Origin of the sequence: Citrobacter sp. On2M (assembly GCF_018035235.1) — a bacterium.
GTDB classification, from domain to species: domain Bacteria; phylum Pseudomonadota; class Gammaproteobacteria; order Enterobacterales; family Enterobacteriaceae; genus Citrobacter; species Citrobacter meridianamericanus.
The window spans coordinates 1,147,648-1,169,876 of sequence record NZ_WPCV01000002.1; the positions used below are offsets into that span (position 1 = coordinate 1,147,648).

Here is a 22,229-nt window from a genome sequence, read left to right on the forward strand (position 1 = left end):
ATTGTATATTCAGAACAACAAAAAGGAGTCGGGATGAACGCACAATCCCAGGCCAAATCACCAGAGACCCTGCGCGCCATGGTTGCCGGGACGCTGGCGAATTTTCAGCATTCAACCCTGAAGCATAATCTGACGACGCTTAAAGCGTTGCATCACGTCGCCTGGATGGATGACACGTTGCACGTTGAGCTGGTCATGCCGTTCGTCTGGCATAGCGCGTTTGAGGACTTAAAAGAGCAATGTAGTGCCGACCTGCTGCGCATTACCGGTGCGAAAGCGATCGACTGGAAACTGTCGCATAACATCGCGACGTTAAAACGCGTGAAAAACCAGCCGGGCATAAATGGTGTAAAAAACATCATCGCAGTCAGCTCGGGTAAAGGTGGTGTAGGTAAATCCTCTACCGCCGTGAACCTGGCGCTGGCGCTGGCTGCTGAAGGAGCGAAGGTAGGTATTCTGGACGCCGATATTTATGGCCCGTCAATTCCGACAATGCTCGGCGCGGAAAACCAGCGTCCAACCTCACCTGACGGTACGCACATGGCGCCGATCATGTCTCACGGTCTGGCGACGAACTCCATTGGTTATCTGGTCACTGACGATAACGCCATGGTGTGGCGTGGCCCGATGGCCAGCAAAGCGTTGCTGCAGATGCTGCAGGAAACCTTATGGCCGGATCTTGATTACCTGGTACTGGATATGCCGCCGGGTACGGGTGACATCCAGTTGACGCTGGCGCAGAACATTCCGGTAACGGGAGCTGTTGTGGTGACCACTCCGCAGGACATTGCACTAATCGATGCCAAAAAAGGCATTGTGATGTTCGAAAAAGTCGAAGTACCGGTGCTGGGTATTGTTGAGAATATGAGTATGCATATTTGCAGCAACTGCGGTCATCACGAGCCAATCTTTGGCACCGGTGGGGCGCAGAAGCTGGCAGAGCAGTATCACACTCAACTGCTGGGACAGATGCCGCTGCATATTTCCCTGCGTGAGGACCTCGATCGTGGTATGCCGACGGTCATCAGCCGTCCTGACAGCGAATTTACTGCCATTTACCGCAGCCTGGCAGGGCGTGTCGCTGCCCAGCTCTACTGGCAGGGAGAAGTTATCCCTGGTGAGATCGCCTTCCGCGCAGTGTAATTTTAGCTGTAGCCGTGGTTTTTAATCCATTCGCCGTATCAATAATATATTGATGCGGTGAATGTATTTAGTGAAAAGTTGAACCCTGATATTTATCCAGCCTGTATAATTCATGTCTTTTTCTGAATAATCCTCTTTAATGCATCATTTAAATTGATCAATCTAATCCCATCAATCTACAATTCCGATTGGATTGAGCGGTGTATTTCGCCCATACTGTCACTTAACAGGCCATCTGCATGTTATTTGATGTTAACCACAGGAGTTACTATCAAATGAAAAAACATTGGCTGATGGGAATTATAATTCTGACTTATGGAATGAGTGTTTTTGCTTCCGATACTGCCTCTTTAACCATCGACGGCAGGGTAGTCGAACCGACTTGTAGTACTGATGTTGTAAATAATGAAATACATCAACGATGTGGAGAAACTCTTCATCTTTCAACTATCAACAATGTGACGTCTTCGCCTGCGCGAGGCGTGGTGACTGATATTGTTATTGTTCATGGTGATAGTTCGCGGCAGATCGTGCTAAATAGCTATGATTAAAAAAGTTTCTTTTTATTCATGGCTAGATATAGTTTTGAAGAATGATGCCTAGTTTTATATTTGTTTGAAGAATCTCGCCCCAGCTAGTTAATGCCATTAAGTTATTAATTCTAATAATAACTTAAACTGTCACTTATTTGTTGTGATTATATTGCAATGATTAATTTGAGTTAAGTCAATAAAACAACGCGTTTACATTGCGGTAACTTTTTTCCTGTGAGAATTTAATTTCAAGAAATACCACCTCTTAATAATAGAAATTAATTCATTAAGGAAGATATTATGAAAGCTTCAATCATTTCTGCTACTGTTCTTTCTGCTGTATTTATGAGCGCAGGGGTTTTTGCTGCTGATACCGATCAGGGTGAACTGATTATTACTGGTAAGGTGGTGGGAACTACCTGTAAATTTACGGGCGATAGTACGGCGACCATTGGTATGAACCAAATTGGTGCTGACAGATTAAATACCTTAAGCGCTGGTGGTGTTTATGATGGATACTCAAATAAAACCACCGTTCCCTTAACCGTTGAATGTACTGGTACTGCAGCGCCGAAAATAACTTTCTCCAGCTCGCAATTTGACAGTAATAATAAACACATTACACGAAATACCGCATCAAATAATGGTGCTGGTTTTGCGGTCTATTATGGTGATAAACAGGTTAATCCTGATTCAAGTATTAATTTAACGAAAACCGCAGACAATAAATATGTTCTGGACTTTAGCGCACGCTACGCGAAAGTGGGTTCAACTGACGTCACCGCTGGTGATGTGGCCTCTTCGCTGACGATGACTGTAGTTACTGATTAAGATTACAATCCTGTTTGTCGGCGGCTGTGGCCGCCGGTTTTTGCTGTAGTAAGGATAATTATAATGAAAAAGTTATTAATATTATTTTTTGCTGGCTCGGTAATGCCGGCGTGGGGAGGTATTTATATTTACGGCACTCGTGTCATTTATCCGGCGCAGAAAAAAGAAATTACCGTGCAAATCATGAACGAAGGCAGTCGTGGTGCTCTGGTTCAGTCGTGGATTGACGATGGTGATACCAGCCTGCCGCCAGAGAAAATTCAGGTACCGTTTGTGATGACTCCGCCAGTAGCAAAGGTTAGCGGTGGTTCCGGCCAGCAGCTGAAAATTAAGCAGTTAGCAAAAACGTTACCGAAAGATCGTGAAAGCCTTTTTTTTCTTAATGTGCTCGATATACCTCCTAATTCAGCGGAATCAGAAGGTAAAAATATAATTAAATTTGCTATGCAGAACCGCATCAAATTTTATTTATCGCCCACAGGGTGTTTCTGGTGTTGATAAAAAAAGTTTTACCCATCTGAATGTCAGTCATGCTAGTGGTGGGATAAAAATTAAAAATAATTCTGCTAACTGGATTACTATTCCTGAATTGATAGGTGGTTCAAAAATTAATAAGGAAACGTTACTGTTAGCACCGTGGTCAGAGAAAATGTTAAGTACTACCGCTGTTGTTAGTGACTACAAGGTTACACTTATTGACGATTACGGTAATTATTTGAGTGAAAGAATAGAAACTGAAAAATAGCTCAAGGACTGGCTATGTTAAAGATCAATTCGATTACACTGGCCATCCTGTCGGTGCTGACGGCCTCATCATCTGCATGGGCTGAAGAAGAAACCTTTGATACCCACTTTATGATCGGTGGTTTAAATGGTGAAAAAATATCCCGCTATCAAATTGATGGCGATAAGCCAATGCCCGGAATGTATGAAATGGATGTTTATGTAAATAATCATTGGCGGGGTCATTATAATATTGATATTGAATCCGATCCGGATGCGGCATGCTTATCCTGGGCGCAGTTGCAGAAAATTGGTATTCGTACTGAGGGGATTAAAGCAGATAAAACTGTAGAGTGTGTACCACTGCGCGCGGCAGTTCAGGGCGGCAGTGTCGGTTATGACATAGGGCAATTTATTCTGAATCTAAGCGTGCCGCATGCGTATGTGCTTGAACATGAGTCAGGATATATGTCGCCTGAAACCTGGGAACGCGGGGTTAACGCTTTTTATACATCTTATTACGCCAGCCAGTATTACAGTAATTATAAACACGGCGGCGATGATAAAAGTAGCTATGTGAACCTGAATAGCGGGTTGAACCTGCTTGGATGGCAGTTGCACTCAAATGCCAACTATATAAAAGGCAACGAGGACAGCGGTAATTGGAAAAGTAACACGTTATATATGGAGCGCGGTATCCCGCAAATACTTGGCACGCTACGTACCGGAGATATGTACACCGGTTCGGATATCTTTGACGCGGTACGTTTTCGCGGTGTGCGTATCTGGCGTGATATGCAAATGTTACCGAACTCAAAACAGAATTTTACCCCAGTAGTACATGGGATTGCCCAGAGCAACGCGTTGGTAACCATCGAACAAAACGGCTTTGTTATTTATCAGAAAGAAGTTCCACCAGGCCCATTTGCTATTGATGATCTGCAACTTGCTGGCGGCGGCGCGGATTTAGATGTGAGCGTGAAAGAGGCCGACGGCTCAGTATCCCATTACCTGGTGCCTTATTCATCTGTGCCGAATATGCTGCAGTCAGGCGTATCAAAATATGATTTTGCTGCCGGGCGTAGCCATATTGAGGGGGCTGGCAATCAGTATGATTTCCTACAGGGCAGTTATCAGTATGGTATGAACAATTTGCTAACGGTCTATGGCGGTACAATGCTGTCGCAGAATTATTCTTCATTTGTGCTCGGGACCGGCTGGAATACACCTATTGGCTCGGTATTGGTAGATGCCACGCGATCACATAGCGAACAGGATAATGGTGATGTTTTTGATGGTCAGAGCTATCAGGTTGCGTGGAACAAGTATGTCGCCCAGACCAGCACGCAGTTTGCGCTGGCAGCTTATCGTTATTCATCGCGGGATTATCGTAGCTTTAATGACTACGTGTGGGCGAATAATAAAAATCACTATCACCGCGATGAAAATGATGTTTATGACCTTGCGGACTACTATCAGAACGACTTTGGCCGTAAGAACAGTTTTTCTCTGAACATCAACCAGGCACTGGCTGCTGATTGGGGATTTCTGGCCGTCAGCGGTTTGTGGCGTGACTACTGGCAACGTAGTGGAACGGGTAAAGATTATCAGTTGAGTTATTCGAACACGTGGCAGCGAGTTAGCTATACCTTTGCCGTTAGCCAAACGTACGATCAGGATAATCACGAGGATAAGCGTTTTAACCTGTACATTTCCATCCCGTTTTCGTGGGGGGACGGTATTTCCGCTCCTCGGCGCGATCTGTTCGTTTCTAACTCAACAACGTTTGATGATGATGGTTATCAGTCGAATAACGCCAGCTTAAGCGGGGTGGCGGGTAATCGCGATCAATTCAGCTATGGCGCCAACCTCAGTCACCAACGACAAGAGAACGAGACAACGGCGGGCGGTAGCATGGTCTGGCGCGCGGCAATGGCGACTGTGGGCGGCAGCTACAGCCAGTCGAATAAGTATCAACAGGCCAGCGGTAATATTCAGGGCGGTGTTGTGGTGTGGTCTGACGGCGTGGCGCTGACGTCCCGGCTTTCCGATACTTTCGCCATTGTTAAAGCGCCGGGGTTACAGGGGGCGGCGGTGCAGGGACAGCGTTACTTAACGACGAACAGCAAAGGTTACGCGGTTTATGACGGCCTGACCCCGTATCGCGAAAATATGCTGATGCTGGATCTTTCTGACAGCCACAGCGATGTTGCCTTACTTGGCAACCGCAAAGGTGCGGTACCTTATCGCGGTGCGGTTGTACTGGCGGAGTATGAAACTGACAGGCGTAAACCCTGGTATTTTCTTGCCCAGCGTCCGGACGGCTCTCCGTTATCGTTTGGCTATGAGGTTGAAGATAGTGCGGGTAATAACATTGGTCTGGTCGGCCAGGGCAGTCGGTTATTTATTCGCACCAACGACATTCCTGCGTCGGTACGCGTCGCGGTTAATAAACAGCTGGGACAATTCTGCACGATTACCTTCGATAAGGCGGTTGATGAGAATGAAGTCTATATTTGCCGATAAGGATGCGAAATATGAAAGAGTATCTGTATTTACTATTTTTGCTATTGTCATCCTTTGGGGTACAGGCGGGATGTACGTTTCAGTCATTAAACGGGGGAACATCGACAATCAATCTGGATATGACATCCGGTAAGGCGACAGCAAAAGTAAATCTCAATGCCAGTGGCAATATAACATGTACTGCTAATACCGATAGTTTATATTATGCAACACCCCTCAAGGATTATATTGTTGCTATCCAGGGGAGCAGCGGTAAGAAGGTATTAATTAGTATTAATTTAACGAGTAATGATTTTCCTGTCAGTATTGGTCGAACAACTGTAAGTGCCGGTGAAACACTAAATACCAAGAATTTCACCATTACAGCAAGTTATTTGAGTTCAGGCACCGCAAAACAGACGGTATCTGGCGATGCGTTTAGTTTGAGCGATTCAGCGGTCAGTATTACTGCTGAAAATGACTGCACAGCAAACTGGTTAGCTTATCTTTTTTGTTGGGCTACAAAGCGGTTGTCGAATACTTCAACCTTTACCCAGAATATGAACTTCACTGTAACGCACAAACCAACAACCTGTCGTTTCTCAAAAACTACATATGAGATAAAAATGCCGGATACGACGCTAAAAGAAATATTAAGTGCAAACAATACTAAATCAGGTTCTACAGATCTCACACTGAGTTGCGAAGGTATCAACGGCGTCACTACCAATCCAGTCAGTTTTAAAGTTGCGCGTGGCGACTGGAATGATAGTGGGACAATATTGATAAATACTTTAACGGGTGGTGCAAAGGGCGTAGGTTTCCAGATTTACAACGGCAGTGCGACCTCGCCGTTGAAATTGGGGGATACGCTGATGAACAAAATACCTAAACTGACTGAAATCAAAAGTGGCTACACGTTCCCCATCACCGCGAAATATGTTCGCGTAACAGGAGAATCACTACAGCCTGGTGAGGTACAAAGTAAAGTGATCTTTGCGGTATCTTACGACTGATTGATTGGTGGTTATTTCACGTACTTTCTTGCTGAAAGTACGTGTTTTTATTCTATTAACGATGATAAAAAATCTCGCCGTCGTAGGCTTTAATGATCTTAGCATCGGCATCATTGACCAGCACATACGCGCCGCCCATGTAGGTCCAGTGGGTGCCTGCCGTCGGTGCGGGCAGGTTGCGCAGATTCCACTGCTTTATGGTGTATTCGTCGGTGAGATACAGTGGTGGAACCTTGTCACCGGGTTTGAAATGGGTGAAGTCAGCAATAAAGCTGCTCAGCTCATACTTATCAATTCCGGTGGGGGCAGCTTTTGTGGCCGGTGCGGCCCAGACGACACTGCTCGCAAGCAGAAGTGCGCTCAGCAACATTTTATTTTTCATACCCATCCTCTCTACTTATTCGGGTCGTCAAAATCAGTCGTGTATCATTTCTGGCTTACAGGATATCTGACAAGCACTATTTTGTGAGTACTCCAGTTATTTCGTAAAAAGTGTAAATGAAGTGCAGATATGCGGCAATGTTGGCCCGCAATTTACAACATGGCGTGCAGACAGTATCCTGTCGCTGAAACCGGTGTAACATGTTTCGGTTTCAACGACTCGGGGTGCCCTTCTTTGTGAAGGCTGAGAAATACCCGTACCACCTGATCTGGATAATGCCAGCGTAGGGAAGTCTGACACTGCTCGTGTCCCTTCTTCGCGCGGGCAGGAGCTGAACCATGCAGCCTGACCTGCACTGCCGCGCGCTTGCGGCCCACACCTTACATCAATTTAGAACGCTTTGCCCACTCACACACTGTATGACCAACGAGGTTGTGCAAAGCTTTACGGCCAATACGTTACTCGCACTTGGCGCATCACCAGCGATGGTGATCGAACCTGAAGAAGCAAGCCAGTTTGCGGCTATCGCCAGTGCGCTGCTAATTAACGTGGGTACGCTGACCGAGAGCCGCGCCATTGCCATGCGCGCGGCGGTCGAACAGGCGCTGCGGGCTAATACTCCCTGGACGCTCGATCCCGTTGCCGTAGGCGCACTGGCGTTTCGTCGTCGCTTCTGTCTGGATTTACTGGCGCTACAGCCCGCCGCTATTCGCGGTAATGCCTCGGAAATCCTTGCGCTGGCGGGGATGAACGGTGGAGGGCGCGGTGTAGACACGACTGATACACCAGCGGTAGCCCTCCCGGCTGCGCAGGCGCTGGCGCGTCAGGTTGGGACCGTTGTCGTGGTTACCGGCGAAGTTGACTACGTTACCGATGGTCAGCGTACCGTCTGCGTGAACGGCGGTGACCCGTTGATGACCCGAGTGGTGGGTACCGGATGTGCGCTGTCGGCGGTTGTTGCGGCCAGTTGTGCTTTGCGTGGTGACAGACTTGATAACGTCGCTTCAGCCTGCAGCTGGATGAAACAGGCCGGACAAATAGCTACAGAACAATCAACCGGACCGGGAAGTTTTGTTCCGGCATTTATCGACGCCCTCTATAACCTGACCGCCCAGGAGCAAGCATGAAACGGATTAACGCATTAACGATCGCAGGAACCGATCCAAGCGGTGGCGCAGGTATTCAGGCCGATTTAAAAACCTTCTCGGCGCTTGGCGCATACGGCTGCTCGGTTATTACCGCGTTGGTGGCACAAAATACGCGCGGGGTGCAGTCGGTGTATCGCATTGAACCTGACTTTGTTGCTGCACAACTGGACTCGGTGTTTAGTGATGTACGTATCGACACAACCAAAATTGGTATGCTGGCGGAGACTGATATTGTTGAAGCGGTTGCCGAACGTTTGCGTCGTCATCGAGTGCGAAATGTGGTGCTGGATACGGTGATGCTGGCGAAAAGCGGCGATCCGCTGTTATCTCCTTCTGCGGTAGAAACGCTGCGTACCCGTTTGCTGCCACAGGTCTCGATTATCACACCAAATTTACCCGAAGCCGCGGCACTTCTCGGGGCATCGCATGCGCAAACTGAGCAGGAGATGTTAGAGCAGGGAAGGGCGCTACGGGCGCTGGGCTGTGAGGCGGTGTTAATGAAAGGGGGACATCTCGATGATGTGCAAAGCCCGGACTGGCTCTTTACCCGTGAGGGTGAACAGCGTTTTACCGCGCCAAGGGTGATGACCAAAAATACCCATGGCACCGGCTGTACGCTCTCGGCGGCGCTGGCGGCGCTGCGCCCACGTCATGATAACTGGGCAGAAACAGTACAGGAGGCAAAGCTGTGGCTTTCAGCTGCGCTGGCGCAAGCCGACACCCTGGAAGTTGGCGAGGGAATAGGTCCGGTGCATCATTTCCACGCGTGGTGGTAATCGGTATACTGGCTGCAGAAACGGCTGCAGGAAAAGATAAATGGAACAAGCGCATACCCAGCTTATCGCGCAACTGAATGAGCGCATTTCAGCGGCTGATAACACACCGCTGTATCTGAAGTTTGCCCAAACGGTGAAAAACGCTGTGCGCAGCGGGGTTCTGGAGCATGGGAATATCCTGCCGGGCGAGCGCGATCTCAGTCAGTTGACCGGCGTTTCGCGAATTACGGTGCGTAAGGCGATGCAGGCCCTGGAAGAAGAAGGCGTAGTGACGCGTGCCCGTGGTTATGGGACACAGATCAACAACATTTTCGAGTATTCGCTCAAAGAGGCGCGTGGTTTTTCCCAGCAGGTGGTGTTGCGCGGTAAAAAACCAGATACGTTGTGGGTCAACAAGCGCATTGTGCCCTGCCCGGAAGAGGTGGCCCAGCATCTGGCGGTTGCCGTAGGGAGTGACGTCTTTCTGCTCAAGCGCATTCGCTATGTAGATGAAGACGCGGTTTCTATTGAAGAGTCATGGGTTCCTGTCCATCTAATCCATGATGTCGATGCCATCGGCGTTTCACTGTATGACTATTTTCGCAGCCAGCATATCTTCCCGCAGCGCACGCGCTCACGCGTCAGCGCCCGAATGCCTGACGCAGAGTTCCAGGCACATATCCAAATGGACAGCAAAGTGCCGGTACTGGTGATCAAGCAGGTAGCGCTTGACCAACAGCAACGGCCCATTGAATACAGCATCAGCTACTGTCGAAGCGATCTATACGTCTTTGTGTGCGAGGAGTAGCGCCTCGCGCGAGGGTGCGCAATCGCCGCCGCGATGCCCGACTACCCAGGACGCTACCGCGTTACCCAGCAGTACGGCTTCCGCCAGCGTCCAGCCAGATGCCAGCCCGGCCAGCATGCCGCCAGCATGGCTGTCACCTGCACCAATGGTATCAACAACCGTCGTCGCAAATGCCGGTACGCAACCGGATGTCTGCGCGCTGAAATACCACGCACCGTCTTTATCGTGACGGACCACCACCGGCGCGGCGAAACGTCGTACCCACTCTGCGCCAAAACCTTCTACATCCTGACTCAATGCAAACCGCTCGGCGGCAATTTCCGCCTCCTGACGATTGAGTGATACCAGCGGGCGGCAGGCCATAATGCGGGTCATCAAGTCCTCGGAAATGTCACCTATACGTGGTCCAAAATCGATAAATGGCATCACTTCATCCAGACCTTCCAGCCACTGCACCAGCAGTTCACCGCATCCAGAGGCTAACTGATAGCCCGAAAGATAAACCAGGCTGTGGCGAGGGATATCAAGCTGCGCCAGCCAGTCTGCATTCCATTGATTCTCAACGCCGCTAAAGGACATAAAGGTACGTTCACCATCAGGCTCCACTAGTGCCAGACACCAGCCGTTATCGCCTTCAGCATTGTCGATTAAACTTTGCAGTCCCTCTTTTGCCATCCGGTTGCGGATAATATCGGCCCATACCCCCTGACCCAGCGGTAACGCATTACTGGCGTCGATACCTAAACGTTTGAGCGCTACGGCAATATTGAGCGCACAGCCGCCAACGTTCACCCCTTGCTGTTTGAGTTCAATGTCACATCCGCGCCAGGGAAGGGCATACGCATCGGCAATGACATCAATCACCGCAGCGCCTACCACCGTCACCGGCCGCTGCGTGCGTAACTGCGGGAGAAGTTGTTGCAGACGCGTGGTGCTCATAGCGCCTCCCGTTGCTCGCGCAGTCGCAGTAATCCGCTGGCGTAGCGCATAAAGTCCAGCTGATTTACCGCATCGAGCTCATGTTTCAAGACCGGGTTAATCGCGTTTATGCCGTGCAGCGCGCCACAAATGGCGGTTGCCATCGCCCCGATGGTGTCAGTATCGCCCCCCAGATTCGCACACAGAATGGCGCAGCGGTTGGGATCGGTCTGCGCCAGTTCGACCATGGCGATGGCGCAAGGCACGGATTCAATGGTGCTGGTTCCGGCTCCCACCACCTGATACAGCTGCTCGCAGGCGGACTCAATGCCGTCGGCATTACGGACGATTTTCAGTGCCAGCTCAAGGCGTGCCGAGAGCGAGGCGCTAAAGGTGGTGATCCTTTTTTGCTGGGCATGCCGGGCAATGGCAGGCAGCGCGTCGACAATCTCTGACCATTTTTCGCCATCAATGGCGCGTGATACCGCCCATGCGACCACGACCGCACCGGCCACCGCCAGATCCGATTTATGCGTCGGGCTGGAGGCCAATGCTACATCATCAATAAACGCATCAAGACAGCGGGCGGGCAGCAGGCAACCCAGCGGTGAAACGCGCATTGCCGCCCCGTTGGTCACACCATTATTCTCCAGTTCGGCGACAAGTTTGCCGTCGCGAATGGCTTTGAGTGCAATTTTTGAGGTCGGGCCGAGCACGTTTTTATTAAAGGCATCAAAACGCTCTGCCCAGGCCAGAATATTGCGGCCAATAACATCGGGTACAATCTCTCCATCGCACTCAAGCAGGGCATCTGCCAGGCACAGTGCCATAGACGTATCATCAGTAAACTCTGCCTGGTTAAAGTAGCAGGCGGCATTATTTTCAGCCGGACCAGGCAAAAAACTGTCGATCCAACCGAAATGGGCTTTAACCCGGGTTCTTGGCCACAGTTCCGATGGCATGCCCATCGCATCCCCTAACGCCTGCCCATAAAGAGCTCCGAGAATACGTTCTGCTTTCATTTTACTTCCCCTTGTTTCAATGCTACATCGCGATCATCCACCGTAATGGCGGTGATTTCTCCATCTGATTCGCGAAAGAAAATCATAAACAGCACGGCAATAATGGCGATCATGATCGCGCCAAATCCCCACATGCCGGCCCAGTTAAAGGTAAGACCATTAACTGGCTCCTTGTAAGCAAACATTTTTTCCATCATTACGCCGCCCAGACGGTATCCGAGCAGGCTGCCGAATCCCTGACAGCAGAGGGTGATAAGCCCTTGCGCTGCGGTGCGCATATGTACCGGCGCTTTTTTGTCGACATAGATGTAGGCCGTGACATAGTAGAAGTCGTAACTGACGCCATGAAGCAGAATGCCGAGAAATAGCAGGGCATAAGTGAAATATTCTTCCGCGCCGCCGTAAACGAAAAATCCGTAGCGGATAGCCGCAGTAATAAGACCAAGCAGTAATACCTTTTTAATGCCAAAACGTTTGGTGAAAAACGGCAGCGCCAGCATAAAGAAGATTTCAGAGAATTGGCCCAGTGTCATCCAACCGGTGGCGTTTTTCATCCCGACTTCCGTCAGGTAACCGTTGGCGAAGATGTAATAGAACGCCAGCGGCATCGCAAACAGGAAAGAGCAAAAGAAAAAGACGAGGAAGTTCTTATCCCGCAGCAGGATCAGCGCATCCAGACCCAACATGACTTTGAAATCCATTTTGCCGGTGCTTTTCGGCGGCGTATCCGGCAAAAAGAACGCAAAGACGCCCAACAGTGCTGAGCTTCCGGCAGTAATAAGCAGAGGAATATTGGTGGGTGAGATGTCGCTATAGCCAAGCATTTGCGGTAAGAAACCGCAGGCTAAACCTGAAGCAATCCAGCCAATGGTGCCCATCACGCGGATACGCGGGAAATCACGTTCAACGTCCGGGACGTTGGCAAAAGCAATGCTGTTGGTCAGCGCAATCGTCGGCATATAGGTCAGCGAATAGGCAAGTAACAGCGGGAAAAAACCGGCGAAGGTGGTTTGTTGTGCGGCGAAGTACATCAAAACAGCGCCGACGAACATCAACACCGCAAGGACTTTTTGTGCGGAGAAAAAACGGTCAGTGACAGAGCCGACCAGGATGGGTGACAGGATCGCGGCTATCGCGGTACAGGCGTAAGACCAGCCGATCTCCCCGGCGCTAAAGCCACTTTTACTCAGCCATAGCCACAGCGGTACAAACCAGGCGCCCCAGATAAACCACTCTACAAACATCATGAACGACAGCTTAACTGTAGTTTTCATCTTTAAATCCTTCATGACAGGTAAGGTACGCATTGATAGTACCATTTGATAATACCTTTAAAATACCTTTGTGGTCTAAATTTGACCGCCTTAACATTATTTCCTCCTGAATCGAGCCAGCAGAAGTTGCTGAAAAGTGCGCTAAAGATGGAAAAAAAGGGCAGTCGGTACCAGGCTTATTGCTGCCCGCAACAAAGCGGGTCAGGACAATCCACATTCCGGTTTCAAATCGGAAATTACGGGAGCATAGCTATGACTGATATTGCGCAGTTGCTTGGCAAAGACGCCGACAACCTTTTACAGCATCGTTGTATGACCATTCCTTCTGACCAACTTTACCTGCCCGGACATGATTACGTCGATCGCGTGATGGTGGATAACAACCGTCCGCCAGCCGTGCTGCGTAATATGCAGACGCTGTATAACACGGGGCGACTGGCCGGGACAGGTTATCTGTCGATTCTACCGGTGGACCAGGGCGTGGAGCACTCCGCTGGGGCATCATTTGCGGCTAACCCGCTGTACTTTGATCCGAAGAATATTGTGGAGCTGGCTATTGAAGCAGGGTGTAACTGTGTGGCGTCGACCTATGGCGTGCTGGCTTCTGTTTCCCGTCGCTACGCGCACCGCATTCCGTTCCTCGTGAAGATTAACCACAACGAAACGCTGAGCTACCCTAATACGTTCGATCAGACGCTGTATGCCAGCGTAGAACAGGCGTTCAATATGGGCGCGGTAGCGGTAGGGGCAACCATCTATTTCGGTTCAGAAGAGTCCCGTCGCCAGATTGAGGAGATTTCTGCCGCGTTCGAGCGTGCTCATGAGCTGGGGATGGTCACCGTACTGTGGGCGTACCTGCGTAACTCAGCGTTTAAGAAAGACGGCGTGGATTACCATGTTTCTGCCGATCTCACCGGGCAGGCAAACCATCTGGCGGCCACTATTGGGGCGGATATTGTTAAGCAGAAAATGGCGGAAAACAACGGCGGGTATAAAGCGGTTAACTTTGGCTACACCGACGATCGCGTCTACAGTAAGCTGACCAGCGACAACCCAATTGACCTGGTGCGTTATCAACTGGTGAACTGCTATATGGGGCGTGCCGGGTTGATTAACTCCGGCGGCGCGGCTGGCGGCGAAACCGATCTCAGTGATGCGGTACGTACGGCAGTGATTAACAAACGAGCAGGCGGCATGGGGCTGATTCTTGGACGCAAAGCATTCAAGAAAACCATGGCCGACGGCGTTAAGCTGATTAACGCCGTGCAGGATGTTTATCTGGACAGCAAAGTCACTATCGCCTGATTCCAGCCGGGATGTTGTCGTGTTAGCGCAACAGTGGACAACCCGGCGGCAGTCTGCAACGTAACGCCGCGGGCAGGATTTCAATATGAAACTCCTGTCCGCTGAGCGGTTCGCCATCGAGATTAAAGGTAATTTCGTGTGGGGCGCGGATATCAAACCATGATGATGCGCCCTCGATGATGTTAGGGTTGTCTTCGGATTGTGTTAACGCCGAAAGCAGCCCTGGCAACAGTTCTTCGCCGGTAAAAATGCGCAGTTGCAGCAGACCATCGTTGATCAGCGCCGTCGGGCAAAGCTGTTGCCCACCACCAGCCTGACGACCATTACCGATACCAATCACCAGCGCCTTACCCTGCCAGTGAAAATCTTCTCCACGGATATCGCAGACGTCGGGTTTGAGCGTATCCATGCGCATTAATCCGTGGATAAAGTATGATACGCCACCCAACGCAGCCTTGAGTTTTTCTGGTGTCTCGGTAGTGATGCGTGTGCCGAAGCCGCCGGTCGCCATGTTGATAAAACAGGTTTTATCATTGACCTGCACCATATCGATCGCCGTCGCATTTGCGGCGATAGCCAGCTTTAATGCCTTATCAATGTCGTCGGGTATACCTACGCTGGTGGCAAAGTCATTTGCCGTTCCCAACGGTAAAATACCCAGCGCCGGTATATTGCCGCCCTGCGACTGGATAAGCGCCGTCGAGACTTCGTTTATTGTGCCGTCGCCGCCGCCGGCAATCACCGTTTCAACGCCCAACTGACGAGCTTCATCAACGTAGCGTTGGGCGTCACCTTTTTCCCAGGTAACGCGAACATGGATTTCCACGCCCTCATCACGCAACTGTGTAATAGCGTTACGCAGGGGAAGATTATCAGCACTTTTTCCATTGAGGATCAGTAAACTGGCAGGGAATGCTATCATCCTTTTGCCTCACTTTTTTTCGTTTTAACAAGTGTATGCCAGGAATGCATTTATGGCGTAAGAACTGACTGAAAGCGCAGGCAAAGAGATAAAAAAAGCCGCAGAGAGCGGCTTTTCAGATTGGACAGACGTTACTGGGGGAACCACTGATCGCTGATTTTCTGGTAGGTGCCGTCCGCTTTGATGGCCGCCAGCGCGCTGTTTAGTTTTTCCAGCAGGGCTTTGTTATCCGGGCGAACCGCGATGCCAAGGCCTGTTCCGAAGTATTGTGGGTCGGTCACTTTGTCAGTGGCTACGCCTAACTGCGGATTGGTTTTCAGCCACTCGTTAACCACGGCGGTATCGCCAAATACGCCATCAATACGACCATTTTTCAGGTCGATAATCGCATTCTGATAGCTATCGTAGGCCACGGTTTTCACCTCAGGATGCTTGTCCTGCAGGTATTTCTGGTGCGTGGTGCCGTTTTCCATACCGATGCGTTTACCTTTCAGGTCGGCAAAGGTTTTATAGGTGTCTTTTTTCGCAATCACCAGCGCGGAGTTGGCATAGTAAGGCTGAGTAAATGCAACCTGCTTGCTACGCTCAGGCGTAATATCCATTCCGGAAATTACCGCATCATATTTCTTAAATTTCAGCGCGGGAATCAGGCTGTCGAAAGCGTGATTGGTGAAAGTACAGTCAGCCTGCATTTGTTTGCACAGCGCCGTTGCCAGGTCGATGTCAAAACCGACAATTTTATTGCTGGCGTCCAGCGACTCAAATGGCGGGTAAGTCGCTGATACACCGAAATTAATTTTATCAGCAGCTGAGGCGCCAGCGGCGAAAGTAGCAAGTAATGCAGCCAGTACTAACTTTTTCATGGTGGAACTCCCGTCTGTCTATCTTATGATTATTTACCGTGTCTGCGGCGTGGACTAACAATGCCATTTAATGAATTTATATGCAATAAAAATGATTAAATATTTTTATTGGCGTAAAAAAAGACGGGCTGTTGTGAGACTTGCCCGTCTTGTGTTTTTAGGTTTATGCAGTTATTTCGCTTAATTACGATGTTCAAAGGCCAGTGCTTTACGTTCAATTAAGCGCATCATCAGCGTCAGCAAGCCGTTAACGATCAGATAAATCACGCCAGCCGCGCCGAAAACCATCACGTCATAAGTACGACCGTACAGCAGCTGGCTATAGCCCATCACTTCCATCAGCGTGATGGTGTATGCCAGTGAAGTACTTTTAAACACCAGCACCACTTCGTTGGAATACGAAGATAGGGCGCGTTTAAAGGCGTACGGCAGCAGAATCGCCAGCGTATCCTTCTTGCTCATCCCCAACGCACTGCAGGATTGCCACTGGCCTTCCGGGATTGCACGGATAGCGCCATAGAACAGCTGGGTGGTATAGGCCGCACTGTTTAACGACAGGGCAATTAAAGCGCACAGCCACGGTTCAGAGAGCAGATGCCATAGAACCGGATACTCCTGCAACGTCGGAAACTGCCCTGGCCCGTAGTAGATCAGGAATATTTGCACCAGCAGCGGTGTACCGGTAAACAACGTGATATAGGCGCGAACCAGCCAGACCACGATCGGCGTCTTAAGCGTCAGGATGACAGTGAAAATCAGCGCCAGCACCAGAGCAACTACGATGGAGGCGACCGTCAGCGTCAGACTGGTATGCAGCCCTTTCAACAATTCAGGTAAATACTCAAGCATCAGCCCGGTCTCCGCTCAAAACGTGTCGCGCGCAGGTCAATGCGTTTGAGAATGTACTGACTCACCAGCGTAATCACCAGGTAAATAGCCGCCGCCACAATGTACCAGGTAAATGGCTCCTGGGTACGCGTGGCGATACTCTTGGTTTGCAGCATCAGATCGTTGACGCTGATAAGGCTGACCAGCGCAGTATCTTTCAGCAATACCAGCCACTGGTTTCCCAGTCCCGGCAGCGCGTGACGCCACATCTGCGGCATCACCAGACGAAAGAAGATCGCAGCTTTAGACAAACCTAACGCCTGACCTGACTCCCATTGCCCGAGTGGTACGGCCTTGAGCGCGCCACGCAGCGTTTGCGACGCGTAAGCGGCATACAGCAATGACAGTGCAATGACACCGCACAGGAATGGACTGACGTCGAAGTTTTCGATCTGCATCTGCACCGGGATTTGTACAAAACCGAGATTGATCGTAAAGCCATCGGCCAGCGTCAGCAGCAGCTGTGAGGAGCCGAAATAGATAAACAGAACCACCAGAATTTCCGGCAGACCGCGCAGGATGGTGACCAGGGCAGAACCCGTCCATGCCACCGGGCGCCATTTTACTGACTCCCAGACGGCAAAAAACATGGCGAGCGCGAGGCCGATGATCAGCGCACAAACGGCAAGGCCGACGGTCATCCCGGCGGCGCTTGCTAAAGGAAAAAATTCATTCATCAAATATTACTTCTGGAACCATTTGTTGTAGATGGTCTCGTAAGTCCCATCTTTTTTCACTTTTTCCAGCGCAGCGTTAAATTTCTGCTGCAGCTCGGTATTGCCCTGGCGCACAGCGATGCCCAGACCGGTGCCGAAGTAATCTTTATCCGTGACTTTGTCGCCAACCGCGGCCAGTTTTGGATTGTCTTTCAGCCATTCAGTCACTACAGCGGTATCACCAAAGACGCCGTCAATACGCCCGTTTTGCAGATCGAGTTTGGCATTCTGGTAGCTGTCATACGGCACGGTGGTCACTTCCGGATGTTTATCCATGATGAATTTCTGGTGCGTAGTACCGTTTTGAACACCAACTTTTTTGCCTTTCAGCTGATCAATGCTGGTGTATTTACCCTGTTGGCCAACAAACAGCGCAGAGTTGTCGTAATACGGAGTGGTGAACAGAACCTGTTTTTCACGTTCAGGCGTGATGTCCATGCCGGCCATTACCGCGTCAAAACGGCGGAATTTCAGGCTCGGGATCAGGCTGTCGAAGGCCTGATTGGTGAAGGTACAGGTAGCGTCAATCTCTTTACACAGCGCATTCGCCAGATCAACGTCAAACCCTACGATCTTGTTGTTAGCATCGATCGATTCAAACGGAGGATAAGACGCTTCGGTGGCGAAACGAATGGTTTGGGCTGCGGTAGCGGAAAGGCTAAAACTTGCGATTAGCGCGGCAATCAGAACTTTTTTCATTGTATTGTCCCGAATCTTAGTGAGAAAGATAGTTTTTAAACGCTTCGGTTTGCGGGTTGGCAAAGCAGCTCGCATCCCCAAACTCGACGATATGACCGTTTTCCATGTACACCACACGGCTGGCCGTTTTACGAGCAACTTCCACTTCGTGGGTGACGATCACCTGAGTAATATTGGTTTCCGCCAGTTCACGAATGATGCTGACGATTTGGGCGGTAATTTCCGGATCAAGCGCTGCGGTAGGCTCATCAAACAGCAGCACCTGCGGTTCCATCATCAACGCGCGGGCAATGGCGACACGCTGTTGCTGACCACCGGAGAGATGCAGCGGATAGCGATCGCTGTATGGCTTAAGGCGCAGACGTTCCAGCAGTTTCTCGGCACGCGCCATCGCTTGCTCTTTTGTCAGACCCAGTACGCGGCAGGGCGCTTCAATCAGGTTCTGCACCACCGTGAGATGCGGCCAAAGATTATATTGCTGAAAGACCATGCCGACGTTTTGACGCAGATCCCGAATGGCTTTATCTGACGGGGTTTTTGTGAAGTCGAAACGGTTACCTGCAATAGAGAGCGTGCCCGAGCGCGGCATCTCAAGCAGGTTGAGTACGCGCAGTAGCGAGCTTTTCCCGGCTCCACTTGGGCCAAGTAACACCAGTGTTTCACCCTGAGGGCAATCCAGCGTGATATCGAACAGCGCCTGATGTGCGCCGTAGAAGCAGTTAATGCCGTTTAATTGAATACTCATTGACACTCGATACTGGCAGTCTGATAGCTATTGAAGCCGCAGATACTACCTTTGACAGAATAGTTATGCAATATTTATGCGTTAAAAGTTAAATGCAAACCGCATTCTTATCTAAACATAGCACAAAATAGCGGGGCTACCAGCGGGCAAGAATAATTGTCGGCATTCTATGCAGAATGCCAGACAATTAATGGGGGTTATGATTTGGGTGAGTAAATGGGGCGATTAACGGTTTTCGACAGACTGGCGCAGCGTCCCGGCTGGCGCGTGTACGCTGCCGCCCAAATAGCGGACATCATCAATGACCCAGCACTGGCCCTCACGGATCATCAGCACTTCATCACGCCAGCTTTGATCGCCTTGTTTAAGTTCTACGCGTAGCGGGATGTTGCGTGCATCACTATTCGGAATAGTTGATGCGCTGGCGACGCTGGCACTGTCCGGAAGTGTGGCGCGGCTGGAGAACGGATCGCTGTTAAACAGAGCGCGATGCGCGTTATCGCGACTGGCATCGTTCAGCAGTTTAGCCAGGTTGTCACTAAGGTATGGACGAAGTGGGGTAAGATCATTGTTTCGATGCTGAATACGGTAATCATAGAATTGTTGAGCCACGCTGTCTGGCCCACCTTCTACGCATGAACCACTACGTGCGCCGTTATCTTTATAAACCGGCGTCACGGTAGTACAGGCGCTGAGAAGGAGTGCACAGGGGACCAGCAGAGAGAGTTTCGAGTAGCGCATAATGATTTCCTTATTAGCTTTCTACTATTAGTGTTCTACGTTGATAGAATATATCCTTTCAATGATAGTGGATCGGTTCGATAATGCTTTTGAGATCGTGCTCTTAGCGCAAAAAGGAGATTAAACATGCAGTTTTCGACTACCCCTACGCTGGAAGGGCAAAGCATCGTGGAATACTGCGGTGTTGTTACCGGTGAAGCCATTCTAGGCGCGAATATCTTCCGCGATTTCTTTGCTGGCATCCGCGATATTGTCGGCGGTCGCTCCGGCGCGTATGAAAAAGAGCTGCGAAAAGCGCGCGAAATTGCTTTTCAGGAGCTTGGTGAACAGGCTAAAGCGCTGGGTGCTGATGCCGTTGTCGGTATCGATATCGATTACGAAACCGTGGGCAAAGACGGCAGTATGCTGATGGTGAGCGTCAGCGGCACTGCGGTGAAAACCCGCCGATGAAGCGTCTGCTGTATCTACTGGCATTTACGCTGCTGCTGGTGGGGTGCGCTGGCGAAAAAGGCATTGTCGACAAAGAAGGGTATCAGTTAGACACCCGGCGTCAGGCGCAGGCTGCTTACCCGCGCATTAAAGTGCTGGTTATCCATTACACGGCGGATGATTTTGATTCTTCTCTGGCTACGCTGACGGATAAAAACGTCAGTTCGCACTATCTGATCCCGGCTGTGCCGCCGCTCTACCACGGCAAACCGCGCATCTGGCAACTGGTCCCCGAACAAGATCTGGCCTGGCATGCGGGGATTAGCTTCTGGCGCGGCGCTACGCGCATCAACGATACCTCAATTGGCATTGAGCTGGAAAACCGCGGCTGGCAAAAATCGGCAGGGATAAAATATTTTGCGCCGTTTGAGCCTGCGCAGATTCAGGCGCTGATCCCATTAGCGAAAGATATTATCGCCCGCTACGACATCAAACCGCAGAACGTGGTAGCCCATGCGGACATCGCCCCGCAACGAAAGGACGATCCCGGACCGCTTTTCCCATGGAAAGTGCTGGCCGAACAGGGCATTGGCGCGTGGCCGGACCCTCAGCGTGTGGCATTTTATCTTGCCGGGCGAGCGCCTCACACGCCGGTAGCAACCGAATCTTTACTCGATCTGCTGTCGCGTTACGGCTATGAGATAAAATCTGATATGACGCCGCGTGAACAGCAGCGGGTGATTATGGCCTTCCAGATGCACTTCCGCCCGACGTTGTGGAACGGCGTGGCGGATGCAGAAACTCAGGCGATTGCCGAAGCGTTACTGGAGAAATACGGGCAGGGCTAACGCGGCAGCTTACCGTGGTCACGTAACCAGGCCGCGGTACGTTCAATTCCTGCATCCAGCGTCACAATGGGCTGATAACCCAACTCTTCCTGAGCGCGGGTAGTATCCAGGGTAAAATCAAAATTTAGCTTCGAGACGCCGTAATGCGTCAGTTTTGGCTCTTTTGCCGATTTATTGCCTAAACGCTCCATGCTGCGGGCAATCATGTCCAGCATCGGGTAGGGAACGGAGCGGATCCGACAATCAATATTCAGCTCGTCGATGAGCTTCTGCACAATGCTGCGCAGAGTGCGATGCTCGCCGTTGGTAATGTTGTACGCGCGACCTGACGGCAGCTTATCGCAGGCTTGCTGACTTGCCAGCCACATCGCGTGCACCGCATTTTCGTAGTAGGTCATATCCACCAGTGCACTTCCGCCGTGCGGCAACAGGATGCTGCCATAGTGGTACATCATATGGGCCAGACGGGGAATGAATACTTTATCGTGAGGTCCGAACAGACTTTGCGGACGCAATACCGTAAAACGGGTCTGCGGGTTGGCCTGTGCCAGCAACGCGATCACGTCTTCGCCAGCCGCTTTGCTGCGGGCAAATTCATTGGCGAAGCGGTGGGGACGAAAGTCCTCTTTGATATCGCGATGGTGGTGATAATCAAAATAGAGCGACGGCGAGGAGATATGAATGAAGTTACGAACGCCCCAGGCCACTGCCCACTCGCCCAGACGGCGAGTTGCGCGGACGTTGGCCAGATCGAAGGCTTCCTGAGTTCCCCACGGTGAGGTAAAACTGGAGCAGTGCCACAGCGTGTCAATGCCGGCAAGCATCACTTTTGCCTGCGAGGAAACCAGCTCGGTCAAATCGGCATGCACAAATTCTGCGCCCATTTTCTCCAGCAGCTTGCCCATCGCTTCGTTGCGACCGGTCGCTCTGACGCTGACGCCTCTGCTACATAAGAACTCAACCGCGTTTCGGCCTAAGCCGCTGGTGGCTCCGGTAACCAGTACCTTCATATCAA

General features: G+C 50.7%; 23 protein-coding genes, 1 pseudogene and 1 riboswitch. Of the genes and pseudogenes, 12 read left to right on the top strand and 12 right to left on the bottom strand.

From position 1 onward, the window contains the following. The first annotated feature begins 33 nt into the window (after positions 1 to 33). From apbC to On2M_RS07580, 6 genes and pseudogenes are all read left to right on the top strand, one after another. The gene (gene apbC / locus On2M_RS07555) at positions 34 to 1,143 is read left to right on the top strand and encodes an iron-sulfur cluster carrier protein ApbC (RefSeq protein ID WP_048211189.1); all 1,110 of its coding nucleotides are present in this window, start codon (positions 34 to 36) and stop codon (positions 1,141 to 1,143) included. Positions 1,144 to 1,418: 275 nt separating this feature from the next. Then, positions 1,419 to 1,694, top strand: coding sequence for a DUF2574 family protein (locus On2M_RS07560; protein ID WP_151224717.1), 276 nt, complete (start codon positions 1,419 to 1,421; stop codon positions 1,692 to 1,694). A 282-nt stretch (positions 1,695 to 1,976) separates the two neighbouring features. Beyond that, positions 1,977 to 2,507: a fimbrial protein YehD gene (yehD, locus tag On2M_RS07565; protein ID WP_210904574.1), complete on the top strand. Its 531-nt coding sequence runs from the start codon at positions 1,977 to 1,979 to the stop codon at positions 2,505 to 2,507. Positions 2,508 to 2,570: 63 nt separating this feature from the next. Then, positions 2,571 to 3,252: pseudogene (locus On2M_RS07570) on the top strand (fimbrial assembly chaperone). A gap of 14 nt (positions 3,253 to 3,266) precedes the next feature. Then, positions 3,267 to 5,756 carry a fimbrial biogenesis outer membrane usher protein gene (locus tag On2M_RS07575; RefSeq protein WP_210904575.1) on the top strand — a complete coding sequence of 830 codons (2,490 nt, stop codon included), beginning with the start codon at positions 3,267 to 3,269 and terminating at the stop codon, positions 5,754 to 5,756. An 11-nt stretch (positions 5,757 to 5,767) separates the two neighbouring features. Further along, a complete protein-coding gene (locus On2M_RS07580) occupies positions 5,768 to 6,751 on the top strand; it encodes a fimbrial protein (RefSeq protein WP_151219801.1) in 984 nt (327 codons plus the stop codon). Positions 6,752 to 6,806: 55 nt separating this feature from the next. Here the strand turns inward: On2M_RS07580 and On2M_RS07585 are convergent, their stop codons facing one another. Next, the gene (locus On2M_RS07585; protein ID WP_187253394.1) at positions 6,807 to 7,139 is read right to left on the bottom strand and encodes an RcnB family protein; all 333 of its coding nucleotides are present in this window, start codon (positions 7,137 to 7,139) and stop codon (positions 6,807 to 6,809) included. 204 nt (positions 7,140 to 7,343) lie between these two features. Next, a riboswitch (TPP riboswitch) is annotated at positions 7,344 to 7,440 on the top strand. A gap of 31 nt (positions 7,441 to 7,471) precedes the next feature. Between On2M_RS07585 and thiM the strand changes: the two genes are divergently transcribed. Genes thiM through On2M_RS07600 form a run of 3 tightly spaced genes read left to right on the top strand, consistent with a single transcriptional unit; the run spans position 7,472 to position 9,844 of the window. Beyond that, a complete protein-coding gene (thiM, locus tag On2M_RS07590; RefSeq protein ID WP_187258713.1) occupies positions 7,472 to 8,260 on the top strand; it encodes a hydroxyethylthiazole kinase in 789 nt (262 codons plus the stop codon). Then, complete coding sequence (gene thiD, locus On2M_RS07595) at positions 8,257 to 9,057, top strand: bifunctional hydroxymethylpyrimidine kinase/phosphomethylpyrimidine kinase (RefSeq protein WP_187258714.1); 801 nt, start codon at positions 8,257 to 8,259, stop codon at positions 9,055 to 9,057. Before thiM ends, thiD begins: the two co-directional genes overlap by 4 nt. Before the next feature lie 40 nt (positions 9,058 to 9,097). Beyond that, on the top strand, positions 9,098 to 9,844 hold the full coding sequence (locus On2M_RS07600) for a GntR family transcriptional regulator (protein WP_151219797.1): 747 nt from the start codon (positions 9,098 to 9,100) through the stop codon (positions 9,842 to 9,844). Here On2M_RS07600 and On2M_RS07605 read toward each other — a convergent pair. From On2M_RS07605 to On2M_RS07615, 3 genes are read right to left on the bottom strand one after another with little or no spacing between them, the layout of a single operon-like run. Then, the gene (locus On2M_RS07605) at positions 9,818 to 10,783 is read right to left on the bottom strand and encodes a PfkB family carbohydrate kinase (protein WP_187258715.1); all 966 of its coding nucleotides are present in this window, start codon (positions 10,781 to 10,783) and stop codon (positions 9,818 to 9,820) included. The genes On2M_RS07600 and On2M_RS07605 overlap by 27 nt on opposite strands. Then, a complete protein-coding gene (locus On2M_RS07610; RefSeq protein ID WP_187258716.1) occupies positions 10,780 to 11,784 on the bottom strand; it encodes an ADP-ribosylglycohydrolase family protein in 1,005 nt (334 codons plus the stop codon). Before On2M_RS07610 ends, On2M_RS07605 begins: the two co-directional genes overlap by 4 nt. Then, positions 11,781 to 13,058: a nucleoside permease gene (locus On2M_RS07615; protein WP_187253390.1), complete on the bottom strand. Its 1,278-nt coding sequence runs from the start codon at positions 13,056 to 13,058 to the stop codon at positions 11,781 to 11,783. Before On2M_RS07615 ends, On2M_RS07610 begins: the two co-directional genes overlap by 4 nt. A gap of 252 nt (positions 13,059 to 13,310) precedes the next feature. On the opposite strand from On2M_RS07615, the gene fbaB reads away from it, so the two are divergent. Continuing rightward, entirely contained in the window at positions 13,311 to 14,363 is a 1,053-nt protein-coding gene (gene fbaB / locus On2M_RS07620) for a class I fructose-bisphosphate aldolase (protein WP_210904576.1), read from the top strand. 22 nt (positions 14,364 to 14,385) lie between these two features. Here the strand turns inward: fbaB and yegS are convergent, their stop codons facing one another. The 7 genes from yegS to On2M_RS07655 form a co-directional block, all read right to left on the bottom strand. After that, complete coding sequence (yegS, locus tag On2M_RS07625) at positions 14,386 to 15,285, bottom strand: lipid kinase YegS (protein WP_151219794.1); 900 nt, start codon at positions 15,283 to 15,285, stop codon at positions 14,386 to 14,388. 131 nt (positions 15,286 to 15,416) lie between these two features. Next, positions 15,417 to 16,148, bottom strand: coding sequence for an arginine ABC transporter substrate-binding protein ArtJ (gene artJ / locus On2M_RS07630; RefSeq protein ID WP_151219793.1), 732 nt, complete (start codon positions 16,146 to 16,148; stop codon positions 15,417 to 15,419). Positions 16,149 to 16,328: 180 nt separating this feature from the next. After that, positions 16,329 to 16,997, bottom strand: coding sequence for an arginine ABC transporter permease ArtM (gene artM, locus On2M_RS07635; protein WP_151219792.1), 669 nt, complete (start codon positions 16,995 to 16,997; stop codon positions 16,329 to 16,331). Then, positions 16,997 to 17,713 (bottom strand): arginine ABC transporter permease ArtQ, encoded by a 717-nt coding sequence (gene artQ / locus On2M_RS07640; protein ID WP_016153668.1) that lies wholly within the window; start codon positions 17,711 to 17,713, stop codon positions 16,997 to 16,999. Before artQ ends, artM begins: the two co-directional genes overlap by 1 nt. Before the next feature lie 6 nt (positions 17,714 to 17,719). After that, a complete protein-coding gene (gene artI / locus On2M_RS07645; protein WP_187253389.1) occupies positions 17,720 to 18,451 on the bottom strand; it encodes an arginine ABC transporter substrate-binding protein ArtI in 732 nt (243 codons plus the stop codon). A 16-nt stretch (positions 18,452 to 18,467) separates the two neighbouring features. Next, positions 18,468 to 19,196: an arginine ABC transporter ATP-binding protein ArtP gene (gene artP / locus On2M_RS07650; protein WP_003027295.1), complete on the bottom strand. Its 729-nt coding sequence runs from the start codon at positions 19,194 to 19,196 to the stop codon at positions 18,468 to 18,470. A 225-nt stretch (positions 19,197 to 19,421) separates the two neighbouring features. After that, positions 19,422 to 19,937: a lipoprotein gene (locus tag On2M_RS07655; RefSeq protein ID WP_151219791.1), complete on the bottom strand. Its 516-nt coding sequence runs from the start codon at positions 19,935 to 19,937 to the stop codon at positions 19,422 to 19,424. Positions 19,938 to 20,063: 126 nt separating this feature from the next. Between On2M_RS07655 and On2M_RS07660 the strand changes: the two genes are divergently transcribed. Both On2M_RS07660 and On2M_RS07665 read left to right on the top strand, forming a co-directional pair. Beyond that, positions 20,064 to 20,387 (top strand): heavy metal-binding domain-containing protein, encoded by a 324-nt coding sequence (locus On2M_RS07660; protein WP_001160725.1) that lies wholly within the window; start codon positions 20,064 to 20,066, stop codon positions 20,385 to 20,387. Next, on the top strand, positions 20,384 to 21,214 hold the full coding sequence (locus On2M_RS07665) for an N-acetylmuramoyl-L-alanine amidase (protein WP_187253388.1): 831 nt from the start codon (positions 20,384 to 20,386) through the stop codon (positions 21,212 to 21,214). The genes On2M_RS07660 and On2M_RS07665 overlap by 4 nt, the downstream gene beginning before the upstream one ends. Here the strand turns inward: On2M_RS07665 and On2M_RS07670 are convergent. After that, positions 21,211 to 22,224 (bottom strand): NAD(P)-dependent oxidoreductase, encoded by a 1,014-nt coding sequence (locus On2M_RS07670; protein ID WP_115643591.1) that lies wholly within the window; start codon positions 22,222 to 22,224, stop codon positions 21,211 to 21,213. The genes On2M_RS07665 and On2M_RS07670 overlap by 4 nt on opposite strands. Positions 22,225 to 22,229: the final 5 nt, after the last annotated feature.

Coding starts and splice junctions, on each gene's coding strand:
- apbC (WP_048211189.1), top strand. CDS start 34: ATGAACGCACAATCCCAGGCCAAATCACCAGAGACCCTGCGCGCCATG.
- On2M_RS07560 (WP_151224717.1), top strand. CDS start 1,419: ATGAAAAAACATTGGCTGATGGGAATTATAATTCTGACTTATGGAATG.
- yehD (WP_210904574.1), top strand. CDS start 1,977: ATGAAAGCTTCAATCATTTCTGCTACTGTTCTTTCTGCTGTATTTATG.
- On2M_RS07575 (WP_210904575.1), top strand. CDS start 3,267: ATGTTAAAGATCAATTCGATTACACTGGCCATCCTGTCGGTGCTGACG.
- On2M_RS07580 (WP_151219801.1), top strand. CDS start 5,768: ATGAAAGAGTATCTGTATTTACTATTTTTGCTATTGTCATCCTTTGGG.
- On2M_RS07585 (WP_187253394.1), bottom strand. CDS start 7,139: ATGGGTATGAAAAATAAAATGTTGCTGAGCGCACTTCTGCTTGCGAGC.
- thiM (WP_187258713.1), top strand. CDS start 7,472: ATGCAGCCTGACCTGCACTGCCGCGCGCTTGCGGCCCACACCTTACAT.
- thiD (WP_187258714.1), top strand. CDS start 8,257: ATGAAACGGATTAACGCATTAACGATCGCAGGAACCGATCCAAGCGGT.
- On2M_RS07600 (WP_151219797.1), top strand. CDS start 9,098: ATGGAACAAGCGCATACCCAGCTTATCGCGCAACTGAATGAGCGCATT.
- On2M_RS07605 (WP_187258715.1), bottom strand. CDS start 10,783: ATGAGCACCACGCGTCTGCAACAACTTCTCCCGCAGTTACGCACGCAG.
- On2M_RS07610 (WP_187258716.1), bottom strand. CDS start 11,784: ATGAAAGCAGAACGTATTCTCGGAGCTCTTTATGGGCAGGCGTTAGGG.
- On2M_RS07615 (WP_187253390.1), bottom strand. CDS start 13,058: ATGAAAACTACAGTTAAGCTGTCGTTCATGATGTTTGTAGAGTGGTTT.
- fbaB (WP_210904576.1), top strand. CDS start 13,311: ATGACTGATATTGCGCAGTTGCTTGGCAAAGACGCCGACAACCTTTTA.
- yegS (WP_151219794.1), bottom strand. CDS start 15,285: ATGATAGCATTCCCTGCCAGTTTACTGATCCTCAATGGAAAAAGTGCT.
- artJ (WP_151219793.1), bottom strand. CDS start 16,148: ATGAAAAAGTTAGTACTGGCTGCATTACTTGCTACTTTCGCCGCTGGC.
- artM (WP_151219792.1), bottom strand. CDS start 16,997: ATGCTTGAGTATTTACCTGAATTGTTGAAAGGGCTGCATACCAGTCTG.
- artQ (WP_016153668.1), bottom strand. CDS start 17,713: ATGAATGAATTTTTTCCTTTAGCAAGCGCCGCCGGGATGACCGTCGGC.
- artI (WP_187253389.1), bottom strand. CDS start 18,451: ATGAAAAAAGTTCTGATTGCCGCGCTAATCGCAAGTTTTAGCCTTTCC.
- artP (WP_003027295.1), bottom strand. CDS start 19,196: ATGAGTATTCAATTAAACGGCATTAACTGCTTCTACGGCGCACATCAG.
- On2M_RS07655 (WP_151219791.1), bottom strand. CDS start 19,937: ATGCGCTACTCGAAACTCTCTCTGCTGGTCCCCTGTGCACTCCTTCTC.
- On2M_RS07660 (WP_001160725.1), top strand. CDS start 20,064: ATGCAGTTTTCGACTACCCCTACGCTGGAAGGGCAAAGCATCGTGGAA.
- On2M_RS07665 (WP_187253388.1), top strand. CDS start 20,384: ATGAAGCGTCTGCTGTATCTACTGGCATTTACGCTGCTGCTGGTGGGG.
- On2M_RS07670 (WP_115643591.1), bottom strand. CDS start 22,224: ATGAAGGTACTGGTTACCGGAGCCACCAGCGGCTTAGGCCGAAACGCG.